General features: G+C 66.3%; 19 protein-coding genes. 4 read left to right on the top strand and 15 right to left on the bottom strand.

The genetic code is table 11. The features are described from left to right. Nucleotides 1-102: 102 nt before the first annotated feature. From urtA to cbiE, 15 genes are all read right to left on the bottom strand, one after another. Nucleotides 103-1,368: an urea ABC transporter substrate-binding protein gene (gene urtA, locus J4E58_RS23895; protein WP_009046748.1), complete on the bottom strand. Its 1,266-nt coding sequence runs from the start codon at nt 1,366-1,368 to the stop codon at nt 103-105. A 417-nt stretch (nt 1,369-1,785) separates the two neighbouring features. Continuing rightward, nucleotides 1,786-2,796: an iron ABC transporter permease gene (locus J4E58_RS23890; protein WP_053259464.1), complete on the bottom strand. Its 1,011-nt coding sequence runs from the start codon at nt 2,794-2,796 to the stop codon at nt 1,786-1,788. Continuing rightward, nucleotides 2,793-3,758 (bottom strand): ABC transporter substrate-binding protein, encoded by a 966-nt coding sequence (locus J4E58_RS23885; protein WP_087089967.1) that lies wholly within the window; start codon nt 3,756-3,758, stop codon nt 2,793-2,795. Before J4E58_RS23885 ends, J4E58_RS23890 begins: the two co-directional genes overlap by 4 nt. Next, complete coding sequence (locus J4E58_RS23880; RefSeq protein WP_007930927.1) at nt 3,755-4,543, bottom strand: ABC transporter ATP-binding protein; 789 nt, start codon at nt 4,541-4,543, stop codon at nt 3,755-3,757. Before J4E58_RS23880 ends, J4E58_RS23885 begins: the two co-directional genes overlap by 4 nt. Nucleotides 4,544-4,687: 144 nt before the next feature. Continuing rightward, entirely contained in the window at nt 4,688-6,826 is a 2,139-nt protein-coding gene (locus J4E58_RS23875) for a TonB-dependent siderophore receptor (protein WP_087089969.1), read from the bottom strand. 158 nt (nt 6,827-6,984) lie between these two features. Then, nucleotides 6,985-8,367 (bottom strand): PepSY domain-containing protein, encoded by a 1,383-nt coding sequence (locus J4E58_RS23870; protein WP_087089971.1) that lies wholly within the window; start codon nt 8,365-8,367, stop codon nt 6,985-6,987. Nucleotides 8,368-8,513: 146 nt separating this feature from the next. After that, nucleotides 8,514-10,649, bottom strand: coding sequence for a TonB-dependent copper receptor (locus tag J4E58_RS23865; protein ID WP_087089973.1), 2,136 nt, complete (start codon nt 10,647-10,649; stop codon nt 8,514-8,516). A gap of 91 nt (nt 10,650-10,740) precedes the next feature. Beyond that, nucleotides 10,741-11,145: a DUF2946 domain-containing protein gene (locus tag J4E58_RS23860; RefSeq protein WP_087089976.1), complete on the bottom strand. Its 405-nt coding sequence runs from the start codon at nt 11,143-11,145 to the stop codon at nt 10,741-10,743. Nucleotides 11,146-11,199: 54 nt separating this feature from the next. Next, nucleotides 11,200-11,694, bottom strand: a complete 495-nt coding sequence (locus J4E58_RS23855; protein WP_087089978.1) for a copper chaperone PCu(A)C — start codon at nt 11,692-11,694, stop codon at nt 11,200-11,202. Between the two features lie 48 nt (nt 11,695-11,742). Beyond that, nucleotides 11,743-12,141: a DUF2946 domain-containing protein gene (locus tag J4E58_RS23850; RefSeq protein ID WP_007932873.1), complete on the bottom strand. Its 399-nt coding sequence runs from the start codon at nt 12,139-12,141 to the stop codon at nt 11,743-11,745. Between the two features lie 112 nt (nt 12,142-12,253). Continuing rightward, entirely contained in the window at nt 12,254-12,577 is a 324-nt protein-coding gene (locus J4E58_RS23845) for a DNA-binding protein (protein WP_007932872.1), read from the bottom strand. 5 nt (nt 12,578-12,582) lie between these two features. Continuing rightward, a complete protein-coding gene (locus tag J4E58_RS23840) occupies nt 12,583-12,918 on the bottom strand; it encodes a type II toxin-antitoxin system RelE/ParE family toxin (RefSeq protein WP_087089980.1) in 336 nt (111 codons plus the stop codon). Between the two features lie 213 nt (nt 12,919-13,131). Beyond that, on the bottom strand, nt 13,132-13,845 hold the full coding sequence (locus tag J4E58_RS23835; RefSeq protein WP_087089982.1) for a cobalt-precorrin-6A reductase: 714 nt from the start codon (nt 13,843-13,845) through the stop codon (nt 13,132-13,134). Beyond that, nucleotides 13,842-14,939 (bottom strand): cobalt-precorrin-5B (C(1))-methyltransferase, encoded by a 1,098-nt coding sequence (locus J4E58_RS23830; RefSeq protein WP_087089984.1) that lies wholly within the window; start codon nt 14,937-14,939, stop codon nt 13,842-13,844. The genes J4E58_RS23835 and J4E58_RS23830 overlap by 4 nt, the downstream gene beginning before the upstream one ends. A gap of 108 nt (nt 14,940-15,047) precedes the next feature. Continuing rightward, entirely contained in the window at nt 15,048-16,253 is a 1,206-nt protein-coding gene (gene cbiE, locus J4E58_RS23825) for a precorrin-6y C5,15-methyltransferase (decarboxylating) subunit CbiE (RefSeq protein ID WP_087089986.1), read from the bottom strand. Between the two features lie 138 nt (nt 16,254-16,391). Between cbiE and cobG the strand changes: the two genes are divergently transcribed. From cobG to cobJ, 4 genes are read left to right on the top strand one after another with little or no spacing between them, the layout of a single operon-like run. Beyond that, nucleotides 16,392-17,705, top strand: coding sequence for a precorrin-3B synthase (gene cobG, locus J4E58_RS23820; RefSeq protein WP_305886644.1), 1,314 nt, complete (start codon nt 16,392-16,394; stop codon nt 17,703-17,705). Continuing rightward, the gene (locus tag J4E58_RS23815) at nt 17,698-18,324 is read left to right on the top strand and encodes a precorrin-8X methylmutase (RefSeq protein ID WP_087089990.1); all 627 of its coding nucleotides are present in this window, start codon (nt 17,698-17,700) and stop codon (nt 18,322-18,324) included. The genes cobG and J4E58_RS23815 overlap by 8 nt, the downstream gene beginning before the upstream one ends. Next, on the top strand, nt 18,324-19,055 hold the full coding sequence (locus J4E58_RS23810) for a precorrin-2 C(20)-methyltransferase (RefSeq protein ID WP_053259478.1): 732 nt from the start codon (nt 18,324-18,326) through the stop codon (nt 19,053-19,055). Before J4E58_RS23815 ends, J4E58_RS23810 begins: the two co-directional genes overlap by 1 nt. Continuing rightward, nucleotides 19,055-20,776, top strand: coding sequence for a precorrin-3B C(17)-methyltransferase (gene cobJ / locus J4E58_RS23805; protein WP_087089992.1), 1,722 nt, complete (start codon nt 19,055-19,057; stop codon nt 20,774-20,776). Before J4E58_RS23810 ends, cobJ begins: the two co-directional genes overlap by 1 nt. Nucleotides 20,777-20,923: the final 147 nt, after the last annotated feature.

The raw sequence follows: 20,923 nt of genomic DNA, 5'->3' as shown, positions 1-20,923 counted from the left end.
CAGAGGACCCTGTAGGAGCGAAGCTTGCTCGCGATGGCGGCCGTCAGGACGCCAAAAGCTTCGCGGGCAAGCCTCGCTCCTACAGAAGAGTGGATGCGGCGATCAGTTGCTCTTCACCGCGTAGTCCGGCTTCTTGTCGTTGCCCGGGATGAACGGGCTCCACGGCTGGGCGCGGATCGGGCCTTCGGTCTGCCAGACCACGTTGAACTGACCGTCCGGCTGGATCTCGCCGATCATCACCGGCTTGTGCAGGTGGTGGTTGGTTTTGTCCATGGTCAGGGTGTAGCCCGACGGCGCGGCGAAGGTCTGGCCGGCCAGGGCTTCGCGGACCTTGTCGACGTCGGTGGACTTGGCTTTCTCCACCGCCTGGGCCCACATGTGGATGCCGACGTAGGTGGCTTCCATCGGGTCGTTGGTCACGGCTTTATCCGCGCCCGGCAGCTTCTTGGCCTTGGCGTAGGCTTTCCAGTCGGCGACGAACTTCTGGTTCACCGGGTTCTCCACGGACTCGAAGTAGTTCCAGGCCGCGAGGTTGCCCACCAGCGGCTTGGTGTCGATGCCGCGCAGTTCTTCCTCGCCCACGGAGAAGGCCACCACCGGTACGTCGGTGGCTTTCAGGCCCTGGTTGGCCAGCTCTTTGTAGAACGGCACGTTGGAGTCACCGTTGACCGTGGAGATGACCGCGGTCTTGCCGCCGGCGGAGAACTTCTTGATGTTGGCGACGATGGTCTGGTAGTCGCTGTGGCCGAACGGGGTGTAGACCTCTTCGATGTCCTTGTCGGCCACGCCCTTGGAATGCAGGAACGAGCGCAGGATCTTGTTGGTGGTGCGCGGGTAGACATAGTCGGTGCCGAGCAGGAAGAAGCGCTTGGCGCTGCCGCCGTCTTCGCTCATCAGGTATTCCACCGCCGGGATCGCCTGCTGGTTAGGCGCCGCGCCGGTGTAGAACACGTTCGGCGACATCTCTTCGCCTTCGTATTGCACCGGGTAGAACAGCAGGCCGTTGAGTTCCTCGAACACCGGCAGCACCGACTTGCGCGACACCGAGGTCCAGCAGCCGAACACCACGGCGACCTTGTCCTGGGTCAGCAGCTGGCGGCCTTTCTCGGCGAACAGCGGCCAGTTCGACGCCGGGTCGACCACCACCGCCTCGAGCTTTTTACCGTTGACGCCGCCCTTGGCGTTGATCTCGTCAATGGTCATCAACGCCATGTCCTTGAGCGAGGTTTCGGAGATCGCCATGGTCCCCGACAGCGAATGCAGGATACCGACCTTGATGGTCTCGGCGGCCTGGACGGTCCAGGTCATGCCCATCGCGGCAATGCTTGCCGTGAGTGTGAAAGCCTTGATCAAGCTGCGACGCTTCATTGTGCGATCTCCATGAACTTATGAGTTTTCTTGGGTGGCAGATGCGGACTACTGAAGGGCTGTTTTGCAAGGGGTGTGCCTAGTCGGCACAGGGCATGAAAACGTCGCTTTCATGGCGTGGAGGGGAGGGCTGGCGCACCAATGCGGGGCCGCCAGGCGGCTTTGGTGCGCACGAATGCGCTTCGTTGGTGCTGGTGGCGACCGCCCTTGTAGCCGCTGCCGCAGGCTGCGATCGCGACCGAAGGGCGCGCACGGCTTCAAGATCGCCAAAGGCCTTCGGCCTTATCGCAGCCTGCGGCAGCGGCTACAGGGCGTCGTTGGCCAAACCGTGCCGTAGGGGCGAGGCTTGCCCGCGCAGGCGGTCACAAGGACGCCAAAAGCTTCGCGGGCAAGCCTCGCTCCTACGGGTTTGGGTTTTTAGCGGCGGCGCATCAGGCCGATGAAAAACAGCCCGCCAATGGCCGCCGTGGCCACGCCTATGGGCAGGTCTTCGGGGGCGATCAGGGTGCGGGCGGCGACATCGACCCAGACCAGGAACACGCTGCCCAGCAGCACGCACACCGGCAACAGCCGCCGATGCTCGGCGCCCACCAGACGCCGGGCAATGTGCGGCACCATCAGCCCGACGAAGCCGATGGAGCCGCTGATGGACACCAGCACCCCGGTCATCAAGGACGCGATCAGGAACACCCGCAGCCGCACGTTGCGGGCATTCAAACCGAGGGTCACCGCGGTCTGCTCGCCGGCCATCAGCGCGTTCAACGGCCGCGCCATGCCCAGCAGCAGGACCAGCCCCAGCAGCACGCTGGCCGCCGGCACCGCGAGCAGTTCCCAGCGCGCCAGGCCCAGCCCGCCGAGCATCCAGAACATCACCGCCGAGCTGGCGCGGTGGTCGCCCATGAACAGCAGCAGGTTGGCCACCGCCATCATCACGAAGGACACCGCCACCCCGCACAGCAGCAGGCGGTCGCTGTCGAGCCGGCCGTGGCGCGCGGCGATGCCGAGCACCAGCAGCATGCTCGCCAACGCGCCGATAAAGGCGGCGATGGGCAGGGTCAGCAGGCCGACGATTTCACCCACATGCAGCACCACGATCACCGCGCCCAGGGTGGCGCCGGAGGTCACGCCGAGCAGGTGCGGGTCGGCCAGCGGATTGCGCGTCACGGCTTGCAGCACCGCGCCGATCAAGGCCAGCCCGGCGCCGACCAGGGCCCCGAGCAACATGCGCGGCACGCGGATCAGCCAGACGATATGTTCCTGCCCGGCGCTCCAGTCCGCCTCGCCCAGGCCGAGGGTCTTGTGCAGCAGGATGCGCCAGACCACATCCACCGGCACCCGCGCCGAGCCGAAGCCCAGGGACAGCACGCAGGACGCCAGCAGTAACGCGCCGAGGGCAGTCAGCAACAAGGCATAACGACGATCGATCATGCGCCGTGGAAACCCTTGGCCAGGGTTTGCACCGCTTCGACGTTATCGATGCCCGGCGTGGCCTGCACGTAAGGGATCACGATGAAGCGCTGGTTACGGATCGCATCCACCGATTGCAACGCCTTGTTGTTCAGCAGGAACTGCTGTTTCTGCTCGGCAGTGACTTCGCTGTAGTCGACGATCACGATCACCTGCGGGTTGCGTTCGACCACGGTTTCCCAGTTGACCCGGGTCCAGCTGGCCTCGACGTCGTCGAGGATGTTGCGCCCACCGGCGGCATCGATCAGCGCCTGGGGCATGCCCAGGCGGCCGGAGGTCATGGCGCGGTCTTCGCCGCTGTCGTAGAGGAACACCCGCGGTTTTTCCGTGGGCAGGTCCTGCTGGATCGCGGCGACCTGCTGCTGCATCTCGGCGATCAACTGGTTGGCACGGTCCTGCACGTCGAAAATCCGTCCGAGGTTGCGCAGGTCGTTGTAGGTGTCGTCGAGGCTGGCGGCCGGGCGCTTCATCACGAAGGCGCAGGACTCGGTCAGCTCCAGCACATTGATGCCCAGCGGCGTCAGGGTCTGTGGAGTCAGGTCGCCGCCGACGCGCATGCCGTAGTCCCAGCCGGCGAAGAAGAAATCGACATTGGCGTCGAGCAGGGTTTCCACCGACGGGTACTTGGCCGCCAGCTCCGGCAGGCCGTCGAGGATGGCCTGCATCTCGGGCGTCACCGCCTTCCAGCCGCTGATGCCGCTGTAGCCGACCATGCGCGACTTGAGGCCCAGGGCGAGCATCATCTGGGTCATGTTGATGTCGTGGCTCAGGGCGTGCTTGGGTGCTTCCTTGAAGGTCACCTCGCGGTTGCAGCTGTGGACGGTCAGCGGGTAACGGGTGGATTCGGCGCAGGCCTGGCCGGCGAGCAGCGACAGGGCCAGGCCGGCAGGGATCAGGCAGTTGAGGGAGACGCGTAGGGTCATGGTTGGGTTATCCAGGTGATTCGTGGGTAGCCGGACAGCGGGTGTCGGTCGACCAGGGCGTCGACGCCGAACACCTCGCGCAGCAGCGTGACCGTCAGCACTTGCTCGGGCGTGCCGCTGGCGACGATGCGTCCGTGATCGATCACATACAGGCGATCGCAGAAGGCGGCGGCCAGGTTCAGGTCGTGGATGCTGGCGAGGGTGCCGATGCCCAGGCGCTTGACCCGTTGCAGCAGCTCCAGCTGGTAGCGCGGGTCGAGGTGGTTGGTCGGCTCGTCGAGGATCAGCAGTTGCGGTTGCTGGGCCAGGGCGCGGGCCAGGATCACCCGCTGCTTTTCCCCGCCGGACAAGGTGGCGAAGGCATGCGCCTCGAAACCCAGCAGGCCCACCGACTCCAGCGCCTGGCGGGCGATGGCGCGGTCTGCGGCGCTGTCGCCGTCGAACAGGCCCTTGTGCGGGGTGCGGCCCATGGCGACCACTTCTGCGACGGTCAGGCCGAAGGCATCGGGGAACTCCTGCAACACCACGGCGATGCGTTGCGCGCACCAGCGCGGTGTCTGCTTCCAGACGTTGTAGTGATCGAGCCGGACTTCGCCCTGGTCCGGCCGGCTGAAGCGATAGCTGCAGCGCAGCAGGCTGGTCTTGCCGCTGCCGTTGGGCCCGATCAGCCCGACGAACTCCCCCGGCGCCACGCGCAGGCTGGCCTCACGCAGCTGGAACTGGTGATGACAGTGGCCCTGGCCCAGGGGTGTCCAGGCCAGGTTGGTGAGGTTCAGCGAGGTCATGCGGTGTCCGTGTGATGCCCTGTAGCCGCTGCCAAAGGCTGCGAAAAGGTCCGCAGGACCTTCCGAGGACCTCAAGAGCGCGTGTGCTGCGTCGGAATGTCGCGCAGACCGATCGCAGCCTTCGGCGGCGGCTACAGGTATTGGTTAAAAGGCGTAATCGGCGGTCACGAAAAACGACCGTGGTTCGCCGAGGATCCATTGCTGGCCCTCATTGTATTGGCTTTGCGCGTATTGCCGGTCGAACAGATTGTTCAGCTGCAAACCGAAGGTGGTATCGCGCAGGGCTTTCCACGACAGCACCGCATCGACCACGGTGTAGCTGGGCAGCTCGTTGCGGTTGGCCAGGTCGGCGTAGCGGGCATCGACATAACGCACCCCGGCGCCGGCCCGCAGGTTATCGGTCACCGCCTTGTTCAGCCACAGGTTGGCGGTGCGCCGTGGCACGTCCACCGGGCGATTGCCGCTGCGCGAGACGAACTGGTTGCCGACCTGTTCTTCGAAGTCGTCGTACTCGGCCTTGACGATGGCGGCATTGGCTTGCAGTTGCCAGGCGTGGGGCAGTTGCAGCTCGAGGCTGGCTTCCAGGCCGCGGGACGACTGCTGGCCGACCTGTTGCTTGAGCGTCGGGTTGCCCGGGTCGTCGGTCAGCAGCTTCTTCTTGACGATGTGATAGGCCGCCAGGGTCCATTCGCCGCGCTGGTCCCAGAACATCTGCTTGAGGCCGATCTCGCTCTGTCGGGCGCGGGCCAGGTCGTATTGCTGCTGGCTCGGGCTCAGGGAAATCAGGCCGTCGACGCCGTCGGTGCTGGTGGCGTACTGGCCGTAGAACGAGGTGTCCGGCGTCAGCGCGAACACCAGCCCGGCCTTCCAGTTGTTGCCGGTCAGGGTCTTGTCGCTCTGGCTGCCGTCCACCAGGTTGTCGCGATCCACCTGCACGTAGTCGCGGCGCACTCCGGTCACCAACGACCAGCGTTCGCTCAGCTGGGTACGGTTTTCGGCGAAGGCCGACATCTGTTTGGTGGTGCTCTGGAATTGCGGGCGATAGGCCGAGGCGCTGTCGAAGCGGCCCTTGTCCGGGTGTTGCAGATCCAGCGGCTGGCCATCCGGCAGCGCATCCTTGAACGGCGAGTTGTTGTTGAGCTGGAAGCGGATGCGGTTGTAGTCGACTCCGGCCAGGGTCTGGCTGTCGAGGCCGAACAGGCTGTGCTTGAAGGTGAAGGTCTGGCGATCGCCGACCTGCTCCTGCTGGTGCTTGATGGCGAAATTGCCGCTGCGCAGAAGCTGCTGGCCGGCGGTGTCCCAGCTGTAGTTTTCGGCGTTCTGCCAGCGCCGTTGGGCCTTGAGGTAATACAGCTCGTTGCTGGCGCTGAGGGTGTCGGAGAGCTGCCACTCGCTGGTCAGGCGCGTCCACTGATCGTTGTAGTGCTGCTTGTCGTTGCCGATGTTGTAGTTCTTGTCCCGCAGGCCCTCATGGAAGCGGCCATTGATCAGCGGGGTGCCGAAATCATTCATCGGCTGCTGGTCGCCGTAGTCGTGGGCGAGGGTGAACGCCAGGTCGTCCGTGGCCTGCCAGCGCAGCGCCGCGCTGATGAAGTCGCTGGCGCTGTCGCCGCGATCGATCCAGCCGTTGCCGCGCAGGCGGTTGAGGTTCAGGCGATAGCTCAGGGTGTCGCTCAGCGAGCCGCCGCTGTCGAGGGCCTGCTGCTGGCTGTCGTAGGAGCCATAGCCGAGGCGCAGGTGGTTTTCGATCTCGCCGGCGAAGGGTTTCTTCGGGATCACATTGACCACCGCGCCGGTGGCGCCTTCGCCATACAGCACCGAGGCCGGGCCGCGCAGCACATCCACCCGCTCCACCGACCAGGTGTCCACCGGGAAGGTCACGGTGCCCATGCCGCTGTACAGGCGATTGCCGTCGTACAGCTGCATCACCGAACCCTGGCCGGTAAAGCCGCGCGCCGACAACGAAGTGCCGCCGTCGCCGGGCGTGCCGGTGCGGCTGATCCCGGTGCTGCGCGACACCGCGTCCTGCACGCTGCGGTCGCCGCGCTGGCGAATGCGCTCGCCGCTCAGGCTCTCGGTGCTGGCCGGGGTTTGCAGGGCGCTCAGGCCCAGGCGCGAACCGGCGGTGGTCGGGGTGTGCAGGCTGATGTCCTGCGTATCGATGGCAGGCGCGCTGATGGTGCCGGTGGGCAGCGTCAGGGGCGCGTCGTCGGCCTGGACGGGGTGATTCAGGGCCAGCAGGCAGAGGCTGGACGCCAGGAGCTTAGTTGTCGGGCGGTTCATCGGGGCGGCTGAGTCGCTTCTTCGAGAGGGTTACCCGCAGCATGGGCGGCTGCGGGTAGGGGATCTTACACTTCAATGTTACAAAGTAACATTATGCGTGTCGTAAATTGAACCGACAGCAGTCTACAGATCCCTCTAAACCGCGCATCTCGCCTGATTCATGATGAAGATGAGGCCGATTCAGTCGAGCGGTTCCAGCGCGACAACAGCACGCGATCCAGCAGCCACACGGCCACCAGCGAGGCCCCGACCAGGGGAAAGGCCACGGCCAGCGCCAGCATGATCGCCATCGCGGTTTTCCATTTCGGCAGGTCATGGCGCAGCGGCGGTACACCGAGGCGCCCCTGGGGGCGACGCTTCCACCAGATCACCAGGCCGCTGACGGCGCTCAGCAGAATCATCAGGCAGATCAGCAGCACCACGATCTGGTTGAACGGGCCGAACATCTTGCCTTCGTGCAGCATCACCCCGACTTCGGTGGCGCGGGCGACGTTGCTGTACTGCTGCCAGCGCACATCGGCCAGGACCTTGCCGGTGTACTGGTCGACATGCAGGGTGGCGTCGTTGCGCGGGTCGTCGGCGAACACGGCGATGGTGAACACGCCGCTGGCGCTGGTCGGCAGGGTGATGCTGTAGCCGGCTTCGACCTGGCGCTGGGTGGCGATGTCCTGCACCTGCTGCAGGCTGACCGTGGGCGCCGCCGGGCCTTCGTGCGCGGCACCGTGGGCCATGTGTTCGGCATGGTCGCCGGACATCGGCAGCGGTGTGTTCTCCATGGCCCAGGGCACGGTCTGACGGCTGGCGGTGTTGAGCTCGCCGGCCTGCTGGTCGGACTTGGGCACATCGTTCCACATCGCCGCCGGGAAGCGGTTCCACAGCTCGGCGTATTGCTTGCCCCAGAAGCCGGTCCAGGTCATGCCGCTGAGCAGCATCACCAGCAGGAACGCCGCGCCCCAGAAGCCGACCACGGCGTGCAGGTCGCGCCACAGCACACGGCCGCGGCTGCTGAACCGCGGCCACAACACCCCGGCCGAAGACTTGCCGCGCGGCCACCACAGGTACAGCCCGGACACCACCAGGACGATGCCCCAGCCCGCCGCCAGCTCTACCAGCCGGTCGCCGAGGGTGCCGATCATCAGCTCGCCATGAATGGCCCGGGCGATGGCTTGCAGATTGTTCTTGGCGTCTTGCTCGCCAAGGATATTGCCGTGGTAAGGGTCGACGAACACATTGAGTTCGCCACCTTCCTTCTGCACCACGAACTGCGCGCTGCGTCCGGCTTCGAGCGGCGGCAGGTACTGTTTGACATGGCCCTGGGGATACGCGGCCCGGACCCGCTGGAGTTGTTCATCGGCGCTGAGAATATGGTGCCCCGCCGGCACCTGCAGCAGGTGGCCGTACATCAGCGGGTCGAGCTGGGGTTTGAACAGGTAGATGATCCCGGTCAGGGACAGCATCACCATGAAAGGGGCCACGAACAGTCCGGCGTAGAAATGCCAGCGCCAGGCCAGGTTGTAGAAAGACACTTTCGGTTGGCTCATCAGGGAACGCTCCGCATGGGCAATTACTCTCTGTAGCCGCTGCCGATAGGCTGCGATCGGCCGGAACGGCCGCAACGTACTCAATAGCGCTGAAGGCCTTCGGCCTTATCGCAGCCCTTCGGCAGCGGTTCCATTTGTTGTTGTGTTTAGAAGCTCAGGTCCACCTTGGTCCAGAGCGTGCGCCCCGGCTCGTTGATGGCTTGCGGGTCATTGGCCGGGTAGCCGAACCCGGCGTTGCCGGCCAGGTTCAGGTGCTCGGCGTAGGCCTTGCCGAACAGGTTGTCGACGCCGGTGCTGACCTTCAGGTTCTTGTTGATCCGATAGGCGCCGTTGAGCGAGAACACGCCGAAGCCGCCGCTCTTGCCGAAGTCCTTGCCGACCACGTTGCCCTTGTTTTCATCGATGCGGTTCTGCGCCGCCACCACTCGCCACAGGGCGCCTGCGCTCCAGTTGTCCGCGCTGTAGGTCAGGCCGAAACGCGCGTCCAGCGGCGGCATCTGCGGTAGCGGCGAGCCGTCGCTGCTGTTCTTGCCCCAGGCGTAGGCGAGGGTGGCGTCGGCCTTCCAGTTGTCGGTCAGCTTGTAGGCCGCGCCGAGTTCGCCACCCATGATGCGGGCATCGATGTTCTCGGCTTGCGAGGTCATGCCCATCATCCCGGGGCGGTAGTTGAACAGGATGTAGTCGCGTACCTGGCCGATGTAGCCCGAGGCCCAGGCTTCCAGTTCCGCGGTCTTGTATTGCAGGCCGAAGTCGAGCTGGGTGGTCTTTTCCGGCTTGATCGAATCGAAGGCGTTGACCGATCCGGCCGGGCCCATTTTTGGCGAGAACAGCTCCCAGTAATCCGGGAAGCGTTGCGCGTGGCCGAGGCCGGCGTAGACCGTGGTCGGGCTGTCGGCCAGGTCATGCTCGTAGCGGATGAAACCGCTGGGCAGGGTGTCGGCGCGGGTATCGCCGGCGGTCGGGTTGGGCCGGGCCATCATTCCGGAACCGATGCTCTGGCGGTAGTCCTTGGCCGAGGCGCGGTCCACTCGGGCGCCGCTGATCAGCCGGTCGCGATCGGCGGCGTACCAGGTCAGTTCGCCGAATGCGCCGTAGTTATGGAAGTCGGCGTCCTTGGTGCGTGGCTGGTCCTTGTAGGTGTCGATACCCATGGCGCTGCGTTGGCGATGCTCGTTGGTCTGCGCGTCGATACCGCTGATCAACTGCACATCGGCCCAGCGCCAGGTGGCCTTGATCCGCGCGCCGAGGGTGCGGCGGTCGACGTTGCTGGCCATGGGGCCGGCCATCATCCCGGTGCCGGATGGCGTGCGCAGGCTGTAGTTGTCCATCACGTGGTCGGCGTAGTTGTAGTAGACCTGCGCCTCGACCTTATCCAGCACCTCGCCGATATTGGAACGCTCGAAACGCAGGCCCAGGCTTTCCCGCTTGAACTGCGAACCGTCCATGCCGCGCCCGGCGTAACGCGCTTCGCCGTCGCCCTTGCCGGCGGTGAGTTCCAGCAGGGTGTCGGCGTCCGGGGTCCAGCCCAGGGCGACATCACCGTTCCACTTGTCGTAGCGCGACGGCACGGTGTCGTTGTTGCCGTCCTTGTAGTCGTCGGAATGGGCCTGGTTGCCGATCACCCGCACGTAACCCAGCGGTCCGCCGGCGGCGGCATCCACCACCTTGTCGAAGCGGCCGTTGGAGCCGGCCAGGACGCTGGCATTGACCCGGGTACCCAGCTCGCCGAAGTTTTCCGGCTCGCGGTCGAAGAGGATGGTCCCAGCCGAAGCGCCCGGCCCCCAGAGCACGGTTTGCGGACCCTTGATCACCGTCAGCTTGTCGTAGGTTTCCGGCGAGATATAGGAGGTCGGCGCGTCCATGCGGCCGGGGCAGGCGCCGAGCATCATGCCGCCGTTGGTGAGGATATTCAGGCGCGAGCCGAACATGCCGCGCAGCACCGGGTCGCCGTTGGTGCCGCCGTTGCGCACCAGGGCGAAGCCGGGGATGGTCTTGAGGTAGTCGCCGCCGTCGCTGGCCGGGACCGGCTGGCGCGGATCCTTGGGGTTGGTGACCACGGTCAGCGGTGAGCTGGGGGCGATGGCGGTGATCACCGTCGGGCTCAGTTCTTCGCCATGCTGGCTGTGATCCACCGGCTGTTCGGCCGCCAGGGCCAGCGGCGTGAGCAGGGCGCCGCAGAGCAGGGCGATGGCGTGGCTGAAACGTACGCGAGGTTCGTTCAGGGCAAAGGTAGCGGGGGCCTGGGCGGAGCACAGGCGAGTGTCAGCAGAAAACCTGGACATAAAGGTTCCATCAATCATTTCGTAAACAACACGGCCAGCAGCCTGCGGCTGTCTTTTCTACAGTCGGCCGGGTGAAGTGCGGTTGGGGGGGTTACGCAATGACAGGTGGCGCGCGGGTCCGGGCGCCGGGGAACACGGTCTGCCGGGCATGGCCCAGGCGCGGCGAGGGGGTGAGGAAGTGGCTGGACGGCGAACTGTCGAGCGCCGTGAACGACAGGCTGCCAGGCAGTGCCGGGCAGTTGAACAGCAGGCTGCAATAACCGCATTTTTCCCAGAGCGCATGGTGTTCGCCCTGGACCTTGCCGTGCTCCGTGCCGTGAGGGTTTTCACCGTGGCAGCCGGGCTCGCCCATGTTCATGTCCATCGACATGGACATGTTCATCGGCACAGCCTGATCCATCGGCATCGACTGGGAAATCAGCGGACCGATAAAGATCATCAGCATGGCGAACAGGCTGATCCAGCTGCCACGCCGTACTTTCAGGGGCGTGCGCACGGATCGCCGGGTGCCAGGCGAGCGCAAGGCGTTCACGGTAATGACGGCCGGTACTTACTGGGCGTGCATGTGTTCCTGGCTGCCCGCGGGCGCCTGCTTCTGCACCGCCACCTCGACCGTGACGTCGCCGGATTTCTCGAAGTGCAGGGTCAGCGGGAAGCGCTTGCCGTCGCTGAGCAGGCTGCGGTCTTTGAGCTCCAGCAGCATCACGTGATAGGCCATGGGCGCGAAGGTGACGGTCGCACCTGGGGCGATCGTCACGTTGGGCACCTGTTGCATTTTCATCAGGTCGCCCTGCTGCACGTGTTCATGCAGCTCGGCCTTGCCCGAGATCGGCGAGTCGACGCCGAGCAGGCGGTCGGCATTCTTGCCGGTGTTGTGAATAACGAAATAGGCCGCCACCGTCGGTGCGTTGGGCGGCAGCTCCTGTGACCAGGGGTGGGCAATCTGTAACTCGCCAGCCTGGTATTCATGGGCGGCGGCAAAACCAGCGGGCAACAGCAGGGCGGCCAGCAGCAAGGCTTGCAGGGCCTGTACGGATTTCAACATGGCAGTTCTCCAGAACGATTCGACACGCAGATCAATTGCGAGGTGGAATCAGACCAGAGGTGAAGCGCGGGGATTGAGGCTCGGCCATTGCTGGCGTGGCGTGGGCATGACCAGCGCGGGTGGCGCGACGCTGCGGTTGGACTCGAAACGGGCGAAATACAACTGCGGCGCATGGCCTGGCAGGGCGACCAGGGGCGCCGAGCCGGAACAGCACCAGCAGTGCTGCATCGTGGAGTGATCGTCGTTCTGCGGGGCTTGCTGTTCCAGCTTGCCCAGGGAGATCGCCACCAGCTTGGTGCCGCTGGAGGAACAGAAGCTGCCCCACAACAGTTGCTCGGCAGGTGCTCGATCGGTCTGCTGCATGGCTCCCGAAAGCGGCATGGCAAGCATGTTGAACAGCACTGCGAAGCAGGCGATCCAGGCAAATGCGAGCCGTTGTCGGGACATGGTGACGATCCGTCAGGTTGAGCGAACAGGGGGGTATTTAGCCTGATTGCTGTGGATAAGTAAAAAGGCGCCGTGCGGTGTGGTGTCGCAGAGCCACCTGGATTGGCGTTCCTCAGTGAGCCGGTACCGCGCGGACCTCGATGGCCACGCCGAGCTTGGCGCGGATGGCGGCGAAGATCGCGGCCAGGTTGTCCATGCTCGGGTTACCGCTGGCGGACAGCATGCGATGCAGGCTCTTGCTGGGCTTGGCGGTCTCGCGGGCCAGGGCTTCGAAGCCGACGGTGGCGTTGACCAGGTCGCGCAGAATGATCCGCGACATCTCCGGTTCGCCGTTGAGAAACAGCGTAGCAGCCTCGTCCAGCAGCGCTTGGGAAAACGCCGGGTCGCGCTCGGCGCGTTCGGCAATGCTGTGCTTGAAGCTTCGAGTCAGTGCCATGGGTGTCACCTCGTTTTCAGTTCGGCCTTCTTGCGGTGATGGAATTCGGCGATCAGTTTCTTCGCCTGCCTGATGTCGGCCTGCTGGGTGGACTTGTCGCCACCGCCAAACAGGATCACCAGGTGCCGGCCTTCCTGGATCAGGTAGATCCTGTAGCCGGGGCCCCAATCGATGCGGTATTTGCCAAGCCCGTCGAACCACTTGATGTTGGATGTGTTGCCCATTTCCAGGCGCAGCAGCGCGGTGGAAACCTTGACGGCTGCCTGGGTATCCAGCGTTTCGAACCAGCGACCGAAGGGGCTGCGCTGGTTCTCTTGCTGGTATTCCTCGACTGTGATCATCGTCGGCCTTAAAGGTAACAAATAAGTTACTATATGGATAGGCCTTTGATCGTGCCGCAAAGCCTGTCCGTGGCCAACGCCGCAAGTGTTTCCTCTGTCTTCAATACGCGAAGGTCCCGTGGCGCGGCGGCCAGGGCTGCGTTCTACCGTTCAGCGGGGGACTTGGTAACTCGATGTATCGGCCGGGTTTTGCGCGGCCAGGCGGCCAGGCGGTCAGCGCAGGGCCTGGAGCAACTCGCCCAGGTCATGGAATTCCCGATCGACGGCTGGCAACGACGGCCGTTGCAGGATCAGCACTGGCACCCCACGCTCGCGCGCCACTTCCAGCTTGGGTTCGGTGGCGCTGCTGCCGCTGTTCTTGCTGATCAGCACGTCGATACGGCGGCGTTCGAACAGCTCGCGCTCGCTGTCGATCAGGAAGGGGCCGCGTGCGCCTATCACTTCGCACCGGTCATTGCCGGGGTACGGGTCGAGGGCGCGCAGGGTCCAGAACTGCCCGGAGGGGATCTCATGCAGATGCTGCAAGGGTTCGCGGCCCAGGGTGAACAGCGGGCGCTTGAAGGGTTCGAGTGCCTGGACCAGTTCGGCCCAGTCGCGGACTTCGCGCCAGTCGTCGCCGGCCTGCGCCTGCCAGGCCGGTCGGCGCAGGGCCCAGCAGGGGATGCCACACAGCTGCGCGGCCGTGGCGGCGTTCTGGCTGATTTGGGCGGCGTAGGGGTGGGTGGCGTCCAGCAGCAGCTCGATGCCTTGCTCGCGGATGAACCGGGCCAAGCCCTCGGCGCCGCCATAGCCGCCGACCCGCACCTGGCAGTCCAGGTCTGCGGGCACGCGCCCGATGCCCGCCAGGCTATAGATGTGCTCCGGTCCCAGGGTCCGGGCGATGGCCAGGGCCTCGGTCACGCCGCCCAGCAGCAGTATGGGTTTCATCGAAAAGCTCCGGCATGGCCGACGATGCCGCCCTGGCGATCGATGGCGAAGACTTCGACCTGGACCTGTGGCGGCACCACGCTGCGGGCAAAATCCAGGGCGTGCTGGCACACCGCGTCGCCCAGGGCGATGCCGGCGGCGCTGGCCATGGCCAGCGCTTGCTGGCTGGTGTTGGCGCCACGTATGGCGTCTTGCAGCGCCGGGTCGGCGCCGACCGCCGCGGCCCACTCGGCCAGTTGCGGCAGGTCGATGCTGGAGTGGCGGCTGTGCAGGTCCATGTGCCCGGCCGCAAGCTTGCTGATCTTGCCGAAGCCGCCACACAGGCTGAGTTTGTCCACCGGCACTTTGCGCAGGTGCTTGAGCACGGCGCCGACAAAGTCGCCCATTTCGATCAGGGCGATTTCCGGCAGGTCGTAGACGCGGCGCATGGTGTCTTCGCTGGCATTGCCGGTACAGGCGGCGATGTGCAGGTAGCCGTTGGTCTTGGCGACGTCGATGCCCTGGTGGATCGAGGCGATATAGGCCGCACAGGAAAACGGCCGCACGATGCCGCTGGTGCCGAGGATCGACAGGCCGCCGAGAATGCCCAGGCGCGGGTTCATGGTTTTCAGCGCCAGGGCTTCGCCATCCTCGACGTTGACCGTGACCTCGAAGCCGCCCTGGTAACCCTGTTCCCGGGCCAGGGTTGCCAGGTGTTCGCTGATCATCCGGCGCGGCACTGGATTGATCGCTGGCTCGCCCACGCCCAGCACCAGCCCCGGGCGGGTCACGGTGCCCACGCCTTGGCCGGCGATGAAACGAATGCCGCTGTCCGCGCTCAGGCGCACCTGGGAATAGAGCAGGGCGCCGTGGGTCACGTCGGGGTCGTCGCCGGCATCCTTGATCGTGCCGGCTTCGGCGCCGGTGTCGGTGAGGCGGCAGAATTCCAGGCGCATCTGCACCTGCTTGCCCTTGGGCAGGACGATCTCCACGGCGTCGCTGCTGGCGCCGCCGAGCAACAGGCGCGCCGCCGCCAGGCTGGTGGCAGTGGCGCAGCTGCCGGTGGTCAGGCCGCTGCGCAGCGGGGCCGGTTGTTCCGCTGTTTCTTCACGCATGCCGCGCGGCCTTGTGCAGGCGCGAGCTTGCTCGCGATAGCGTCCGCCAGACGGACCGCGTGGTCTGGATCGCGAGCACGCTCGCTCCTACAGGGGAGGGCAGGGTGCTCATAGTGGTTTGACGAGGTCGAGCAAGGTAATGGGCAGGGCCTGGCGCCAGGTGTCGAAGTCCCCCAGCGGCAGGGCCTGGGCAACATGGATGCGGGTCAGCTCGCCGCCATGCCGTTCGCGCCAGGCCATCAGGGTCGTTTCGCTTTGCAGGGTCACGGCGTTGGCCACCAGCCGGCCACCGGGCTTGAGCCGGGCCCAGCAGGCGTCGAGCACGCCGGGGCGGGTCACGCCGCCGCCGATGAAGATCGCGTCCGGGGCTTCCAGGCCATCCAGCGCCTGGGGCGCGCTGCCGCGAACCAGTTGCAGGCCGGGCACGCCGAGGGCGTCGCGGTTGTGTTCGATCAGTTGCTGGCGGCCTGGGTCGGCCTCGATGGCCAGGGCTCGGCAGCTGGGGTGCGCGCGCATCCACTCGATGCCGATCGAGCCGCTGCCGGCGCCGACATCCCACAACAGTTCGCCGGGCACCGGGGCCAGGCGGGCCAGGGTAATGGCGCGGACGTCGCGCTTGGTCAGTTGGCCGTCATGCTGGAAGGCCGAGTCGGGCAAGCCGGCCAGGCGCGACAGGCGCAGCGTATCGGGCTCGGCCAGGCATTCGATGGCCACCAGGTTGAGGTCGGCGATGGCCGGGTCGCTCCAGTCGTTGGCGGTGCCGTCGGTCCGTCGTTCGGCCTCGCCGCCCAGGTGCTCGAGCACGCTGAGACGGCTCGGGCCGAAGCCGCGTTCGCGCAGCAGCGCGGCGATGGCCGAGGGGCTGAGGCCGTCATTGCTCAGGACCAGCAGGCGCACGCCGCTGAACAGCTGGGCGCTGAGGGCGGCCACGGGGCGGGCGACCACCGAGAGCGTCACCACCTCTTGCAGCGGCCAGCCCAGGCGCGCGGCCGCCAGCGAGTAAGACGAAGGCGCGGGCAGGACGTGCATTTCCTCCCGGGCCACCTGCCGCGCCAGGCTGGCGCCGACGCCGAACAGCATCGGGTCGCCGCTGGCCAGCACGCACACCGGCTCGCCGCGCTTGGCCAGCACCGGCTCCAGTGAGAAAGGGCTCGGCCACAGTTGCCGCTCGCCGCGAATGCACACCGGCAACAGGTCCAGTTGCCGCTGGCCGCCGACGATCCGCGAAGCGCCCATCAGGGCCCGCCGGGCGTTCTTGCCCAGGCCCTTGAAGCCGTCTTCACCGATTCCCACTACTGTCAGCCAGGGCGACATCGCTATTCCTCGAGGGTAAAACCTGTTCTTCCGACAGGCAGGCTTTTCATGCCTTCGGACAAAGCAGGCATAATACCGCGCCTTCGCCCGCGAAGCGCCTTTCCCACACAGCCGGTCACCCCCTTGAACGAACGCCCGATGTCCACCGCCTTACGCCCCTCGGCCTGTCCGGGGTTGCTGCGTATTGTCCCGGCGCTGGACGGCGGTATCTGCCGGATCAAGCTGGCCGGCGGGGCGATCAGCGCCGCCCAGGCCCGCGCGGTGGCCGTTGCGGCCGAGCGTTATGCCGGCGGGGTGATCGAGGCGACCAACCGCGCCAACCTGCAGATTCGCGGGATCGGCGCCGAACATCAGGCGCTGATCGCCGAGCTGCTGGCTGCCGGCCTGGGACCGACCACCGCGGCCGGCGATGACGTGCGCAACCTGATGCTCAGCCCCACGGCCGGGATCGACCGCACGATGATCCTCGACACCCGTCCCCTGGCCGGGCAGATTCTCGCCACTGTGCAGAGCCATCCGCGCTTTCATGAGTTGTCGCCCAAGTTCGCCGTGCAACTCGACGGCGGCGAAGCCCTGGCCATGCTGGAGCATCCCCATGACCTGTGGCTTTCGGCGTTCGAAGGCGCAGGCGAGCCCTGGCTGGCCTTTGGCCTGGCCGGCTGCCCAGGGGACCGGCCCCTGGCCAGCGTGGCGCTGGAGGATGGGCTGGCCCTGGTGGTGGCGGTGCTGGAGCTGTTCCTCGACCTGGCCCGCCCCGAACAGACCCGCATGCGCCAGCTGTTGGTGGAGCACTCGGCGGACGCGCTGCTGGCGCAGGTGTCCGCGCGCTTGCTGGGGCCGGTGATCAGGGTGGGCGATTGGCAGCGCGAGGTCCCTTCCGAGCCGCTGCATATCGGCACTTATCCACAGCGGCAACCGGGCCAGGTCTATGTCGGTGCCGTCACACCCCTGGGGCGGCTGGACCCGTCGATGCTGCGCGGCGCGGCGCAGCTGGCCGAGCAATGGGGCGACGGCAGCCTGAGGTTCACCCCCTGGCAGAGTCTGTTGCTGCCAAACCTGCGGGCCGAAGACGCGCCTGAAGTCACGCGCTGCCTGCAACAGCTGGGGTTTCTCTGCTCGCCAGAGCAGCCCCTGGCCCACCTGATTGCCTGCACCGGTTCCAGCGGCTGCGGCAAGGCCCTGGCCGACACCAAGGGCGACGCGGTGAAGCTGGCTGCCTTGCTCCAGCGCCACAGCCATCAGCTGGACGTGCACCTGTCCGGCTGCTCGCGTTCCTGCGCCGCCGCCCATGTGGCACCGGCTACCTTGCTGGCTGTCGCCCCCGGTCGTTACGACCTCTATTTTCGCGATGCCGCGCAGCCGGGTTTCGGCACGCTGCACGCACGCAACCTTTCCCTTGAAGCGGCCGGCGCATTGCTCGATGCCCGCCCACGGAGCAACACCCATGATTGATTACATCCGCGACGGTCAGGAGATCTATCGCAACTCCTTCGCGATCATTCGCGAGGAGGCCAGGCTCGATCGCATCCCCTCGGACCTGGAAAAGCTCGCGGTGCGGGTGATCCATGCCTGCGGCATGGTCGATGCCATCGACGGCCTGCAGTTCTCCGAAGGCGCGGGTAAGGCCGGGCGCGCTGCCCTGGCCGCTGGCGCGCCGATTCTCTGCGATGCGCGCATGGTCTCCGAAGGCATTACCCGCGCCCGTCTGCCGGCGAACAATCAGGTGATCTGCACCCTGCGCGACGAAAGCGTGCCGGAGCTGGCCCGCGAGCTGGGCAACACCCGCTCGGCGGTGGCCCTGGAGCTGTGGCGGCCGTACCTGGAGGGCAGCGTGGTGGTGATCGGCAACGCCCCGACCGCGCTGTTCTACCTGCTGGAAATGCTCGACGCCGGTGCGCCGAAACCGGCGCTGATCCTCGGTTTCCCGGTAGGTTTCGTCGGCGCGGCCGAGTCCAAGGCGATGCTCGCCGCCGACAGCCGCGGCGTGCCTTTTGTGATCATGCAAGGTCGCCTGGGCGGCAGCGCCATGGCCGCCGCCGCCGTCAACGCCCTGGCCACGGAGATCGAATGATGCAGCAACCTGGACGTTTGATCGGCCTGGGCGTCGGCCCCGGTGATCCGGAACTGATTACCGTCAAGGCCCTGCGCCTGCTGCGCGAATCGCCGGTGGTGGCGTACTTCGTCGCCAAGGGTAAAAAGGGCAATGCCTTCGGCATCATCGAAGCGCACCTGCAAGGCGCGCAGACCCTGGTGCCGCTGGTCTACCCGGTGACCACCGAAGTGCTGCCGGCGCCGCTGTCCTACGAGCAAGTGATCAGCGACTTCTATGACAGCGCCGCCGAAGACTTGGCCAAGCATCTGGACGCCGGCCGCGACGTGGCGGTGATCTGTGAAGGCGACCCGTTCTTCTACGGCTCCTACATGTACCTGCACGACCGCCTGGCCGAGCGTTACCCGGCCGAAGTGGTGCCGGGGGTGTGCTCGATGCTCGGTGGCGCCTCGGTGCTGGGCGCGCCGCTGGTGTATCGCAACCAGAGCCTGTCGGTGCTCTCCGGCGTGTTGCCCCATGACGAACTCAAGCGCCGCCTGGCCGATGCCGACGCGGCGGTGGTGATGAAGCTGGGGCGCAACTTCCCCAAGGTGCGCCAGGTGCTCGAAGAGCTGGGCCTGGCCGAGCGCGCGCTGTATGTCGAGCGCGCGACCATGGCCAACCAGAAGATCGTGCCGCTGGATGAAGTGCAGCCGATGTCCTCGCCGTATTTCTCGTTGATCATCGTGCCCGGTGAAAGGTGGCAAGGTTGATGGCCCGTCCCGCACCGGCCATCGTCATCCTTGGCCAAGGCAGCCTGGCGACTGCGCGCAAACTTCAGCAGCTGTACCCGGACGCGCTGATCCACGGCCTGGCCGAACGGGTCGAGGGCGCCGACCGCCCGTACCAGGAGTTTGGTGCGACCCTGCGTCAGCTGTATCAACAGGACACGCCGATCATCGCCCTGTGCGCCGCGGGCATCGTCATCCGCACCCTGGCGCCGCTGCTGCTGGAGAAGGGCGTGGAGCCGCCGGTGCTGGCCGTGGCCGAAGACGGCAGCGCCGTGGTGCCGTTGCTCGGTGGCCTGGGCGGAGTGAACGTCATGGCCCGGGAAATCGCCGCCGGCCTGGGTGTGGCTGCGGCAATCACCACCAGCGGCGAGCTGCGCTTCGGCACCTGCCTGCTCAACCCACCGAGCGGCTATGCCCTGGGTGATCTGGAGCTGGGCAAGCGTTTTGTCTCCGATCTGCTGGGCGGTGAAAGCGTGCGCATCGAAGGCGCCGCGCCCTGGCTGGCCGAAGCCAAGTTGCCGGAAGACCAACAGGCCCGGCTGACCATTCGCGTCGGCTCCGCCGAGTGCGAGCCATCCGCCAATGAGCTGCTGATCTATCCGCGCAGCGTCCTCATCGCCCTCACCTGTAGGAGCGAGCTTGCTCGCGATAGCGGCCCCGAACTCGCCGCGCATCTGCGAGCCGCCCTGCACACCGCCAAAATCGCCGTGCAGTCCGTCGCTTGCCTGCTGGCCGCCGATACCGAGATGGCCAGCCCGGCCTTGCGCGAAGCCGCCGCCGAGCTGGGCGTATCTTTGCGTTTCGCCCCGGCCGCCAGCAGCGTGGCCGAACTGGCGCAACAGGCGGTTCCGCAATTGCTGCCGCCGCTCAGCGTCGGTGAAGACATCGCCATTGCCGTGGCCAGCCAGCCGCTGGACCCGCAGCAGATCGGCCACCCCCGTGGCCGCCTGGCGGTGATCGGCCTCGGCCCTGGCGCCGCCGAACTGATGGTGCCGGCGGTGAAAGCCGAACTGGCGCGGGCCAACGATATCCTCGGCTACGAAACCTATGTGCGCATGGCCGGCCCGTTCCGCGCCGACCAGGTCCTGCACTGCACCGACAACCGCGAAGAAATGCAGCGTGCCCGTCACGCCTTCGAGCTCGCCGCCCAAGGCCGTTCGGTGGTGGTGGTGTCCTCCGGCGACCCGGGGGTCTTCGCCATGGCCGCGGCGGTGCTGGAAGCGCTGCACGAATCCAGCGAACCGGGCTGGCATCAGGTCGAGCTGGAGATCCTTCCTGGCGTCTCCGCTTCCCTGGCCACCGCGGCCCAGGCTGGTGCGCCCCTGGGGCATGATTTCTGCGTGCTGTCCCTGTCGGACAACCTCAAGCCCTGGGCAATCATCGAGAAGCGCCTGGACCTGGCGTCCCAGGCCGACCTGGCGCTGGCGTTCTATAACCCCATCTCGCGTTCGCGTCCTTGGCAGCTGGGGCGCGCGCTGGAGATCGTGCGCCAGCACCGCACCGCGGATACGCCGGTGGTGCTGGGGCGGGATATCGGGCGTCCGGGGCAGACGTTGCGGGTCATCACCCTGGGCGAGCTGACACCGGAGCAGGTGGATATGCGGACCATGGTGTTGGTGGGGTCATCCACGACCTGTGTGTTTCCCAAGGTTGGAGGTGGGGAGTGGGTCTATACGCCGAGGTGGTACGGGCAGAAACCTTAGGTAACCTCGAACCGCTGTAGGGGCGAGGCTTGCCTGCGATGGCGTCCGCTCCGGCTCTGCATTTCTTGGATGGGGTACATATCCATTCCTGCGGTCACGGCTGCTGGCGGTTTCGCCCTTACGGCGACTCACTTTTTACAGACGCCT

The organism is Pseudomonas sp. FW305-25, assembly GCF_017351415.1.
Classification (GTDB): domain Bacteria; phylum Pseudomonadota; class Gammaproteobacteria; order Pseudomonadales; family Pseudomonadaceae; genus Aquipseudomonas; species Aquipseudomonas chlororaphis.
Note: the sequence above shows the minus strand (reverse complement) of the source record. Positions and strands in the feature narration are given on the sequence as shown.

Coding starts and splice junctions, on each gene's coding strand:
- urtA (WP_009046748.1), bottom strand. CDS start 1,368: ATGAAGCGTCGCAGCTTGATCAAGGCTTTCACACTCACGGCAAGCATT.
- J4E58_RS23890 (WP_053259464.1), bottom strand. CDS start 2,796: ATGATCGATCGTCGTTATGCCTTGTTGCTGACTGCCCTCGGCGCGTTA.
- J4E58_RS23885 (WP_087089967.1), bottom strand. CDS start 3,758: ATGACCCTACGCGTCTCCCTCAACTGCCTGATCCCTGCCGGCCTGGCC.
- J4E58_RS23880 (WP_007930927.1), bottom strand. CDS start 4,543: ATGACCTCGCTGAACCTCACCAACCTGGCCTGGACACCCCTGGGCCAG.
- J4E58_RS23875 (WP_087089969.1), bottom strand. CDS start 6,826: ATGAACCGCCCGACAACTAAGCTCCTGGCGTCCAGCCTCTGCCTGCTG.
- J4E58_RS23870 (WP_087089971.1), bottom strand. CDS start 8,367: ATGAGCCAACCGAAAGTGTCTTTCTACAACCTGGCCTGGCGCTGGCAT.
- J4E58_RS23865 (WP_087089973.1), bottom strand. CDS start 10,649: ATGTCCAGGTTTTCTGCTGACACTCGCCTGTGCTCCGCCCAGGCCCCC.
- J4E58_RS23855 (WP_087089978.1), bottom strand. CDS start 11,694: ATGTTGAAATCCGTACAGGCCCTGCAAGCCTTGCTGCTGGCCGCCCTG.
- J4E58_RS23850 (WP_007932873.1), bottom strand. CDS start 12,141: ATGTCCCGACAACGGCTCGCATTTGCCTGGATCGCCTGCTTCGCAGTG.
- J4E58_RS23845 (WP_007932872.1), bottom strand. CDS start 12,577: ATGGCACTGACTCGAAGCTTCAAGCACAGCATTGCCGAACGCGCCGAG.
- J4E58_RS23840 (WP_087089980.1), bottom strand. CDS start 12,918: ATGATCACAGTCGAGGAATACCAGCAAGAGAACCAGCGCAGCCCCTTC.
- J4E58_RS23835 (WP_087089982.1), bottom strand. CDS start 13,845: ATGAAACCCATACTGCTGCTGGGCGGCGTGACCGAGGCCCTGGCCATC.
- J4E58_RS23830 (WP_087089984.1), bottom strand. CDS start 14,939: ATGCGTGAAGAAACAGCGGAACAACCGGCCCCGCTGCGCAGCGGCCTG.
- cbiE (WP_087089986.1), bottom strand. CDS start 16,253: ATGTCGCCCTGGCTGACAGTAGTGGGAATCGGTGAAGACGGCTTCAAG.
- cobG (WP_305886644.1), top strand. CDS start 16,392: ATGTCCACCGCCTTACGCCCCTCGGCCTGTCCGGGGTTGCTGCGTATT.
- J4E58_RS23815 (WP_087089990.1), top strand. CDS start 17,698: ATGATTGATTACATCCGCGACGGTCAGGAGATCTATCGCAACTCCTTC.
- J4E58_RS23810 (WP_053259478.1), top strand. CDS start 18,324: ATGCAGCAACCTGGACGTTTGATCGGCCTGGGCGTCGGCCCCGGTGAT.
- cobJ (WP_087089992.1), top strand. CDS start 19,055: ATGGCCCGTCCCGCACCGGCCATCGTCATCCTTGGCCAAGGCAGCCTG.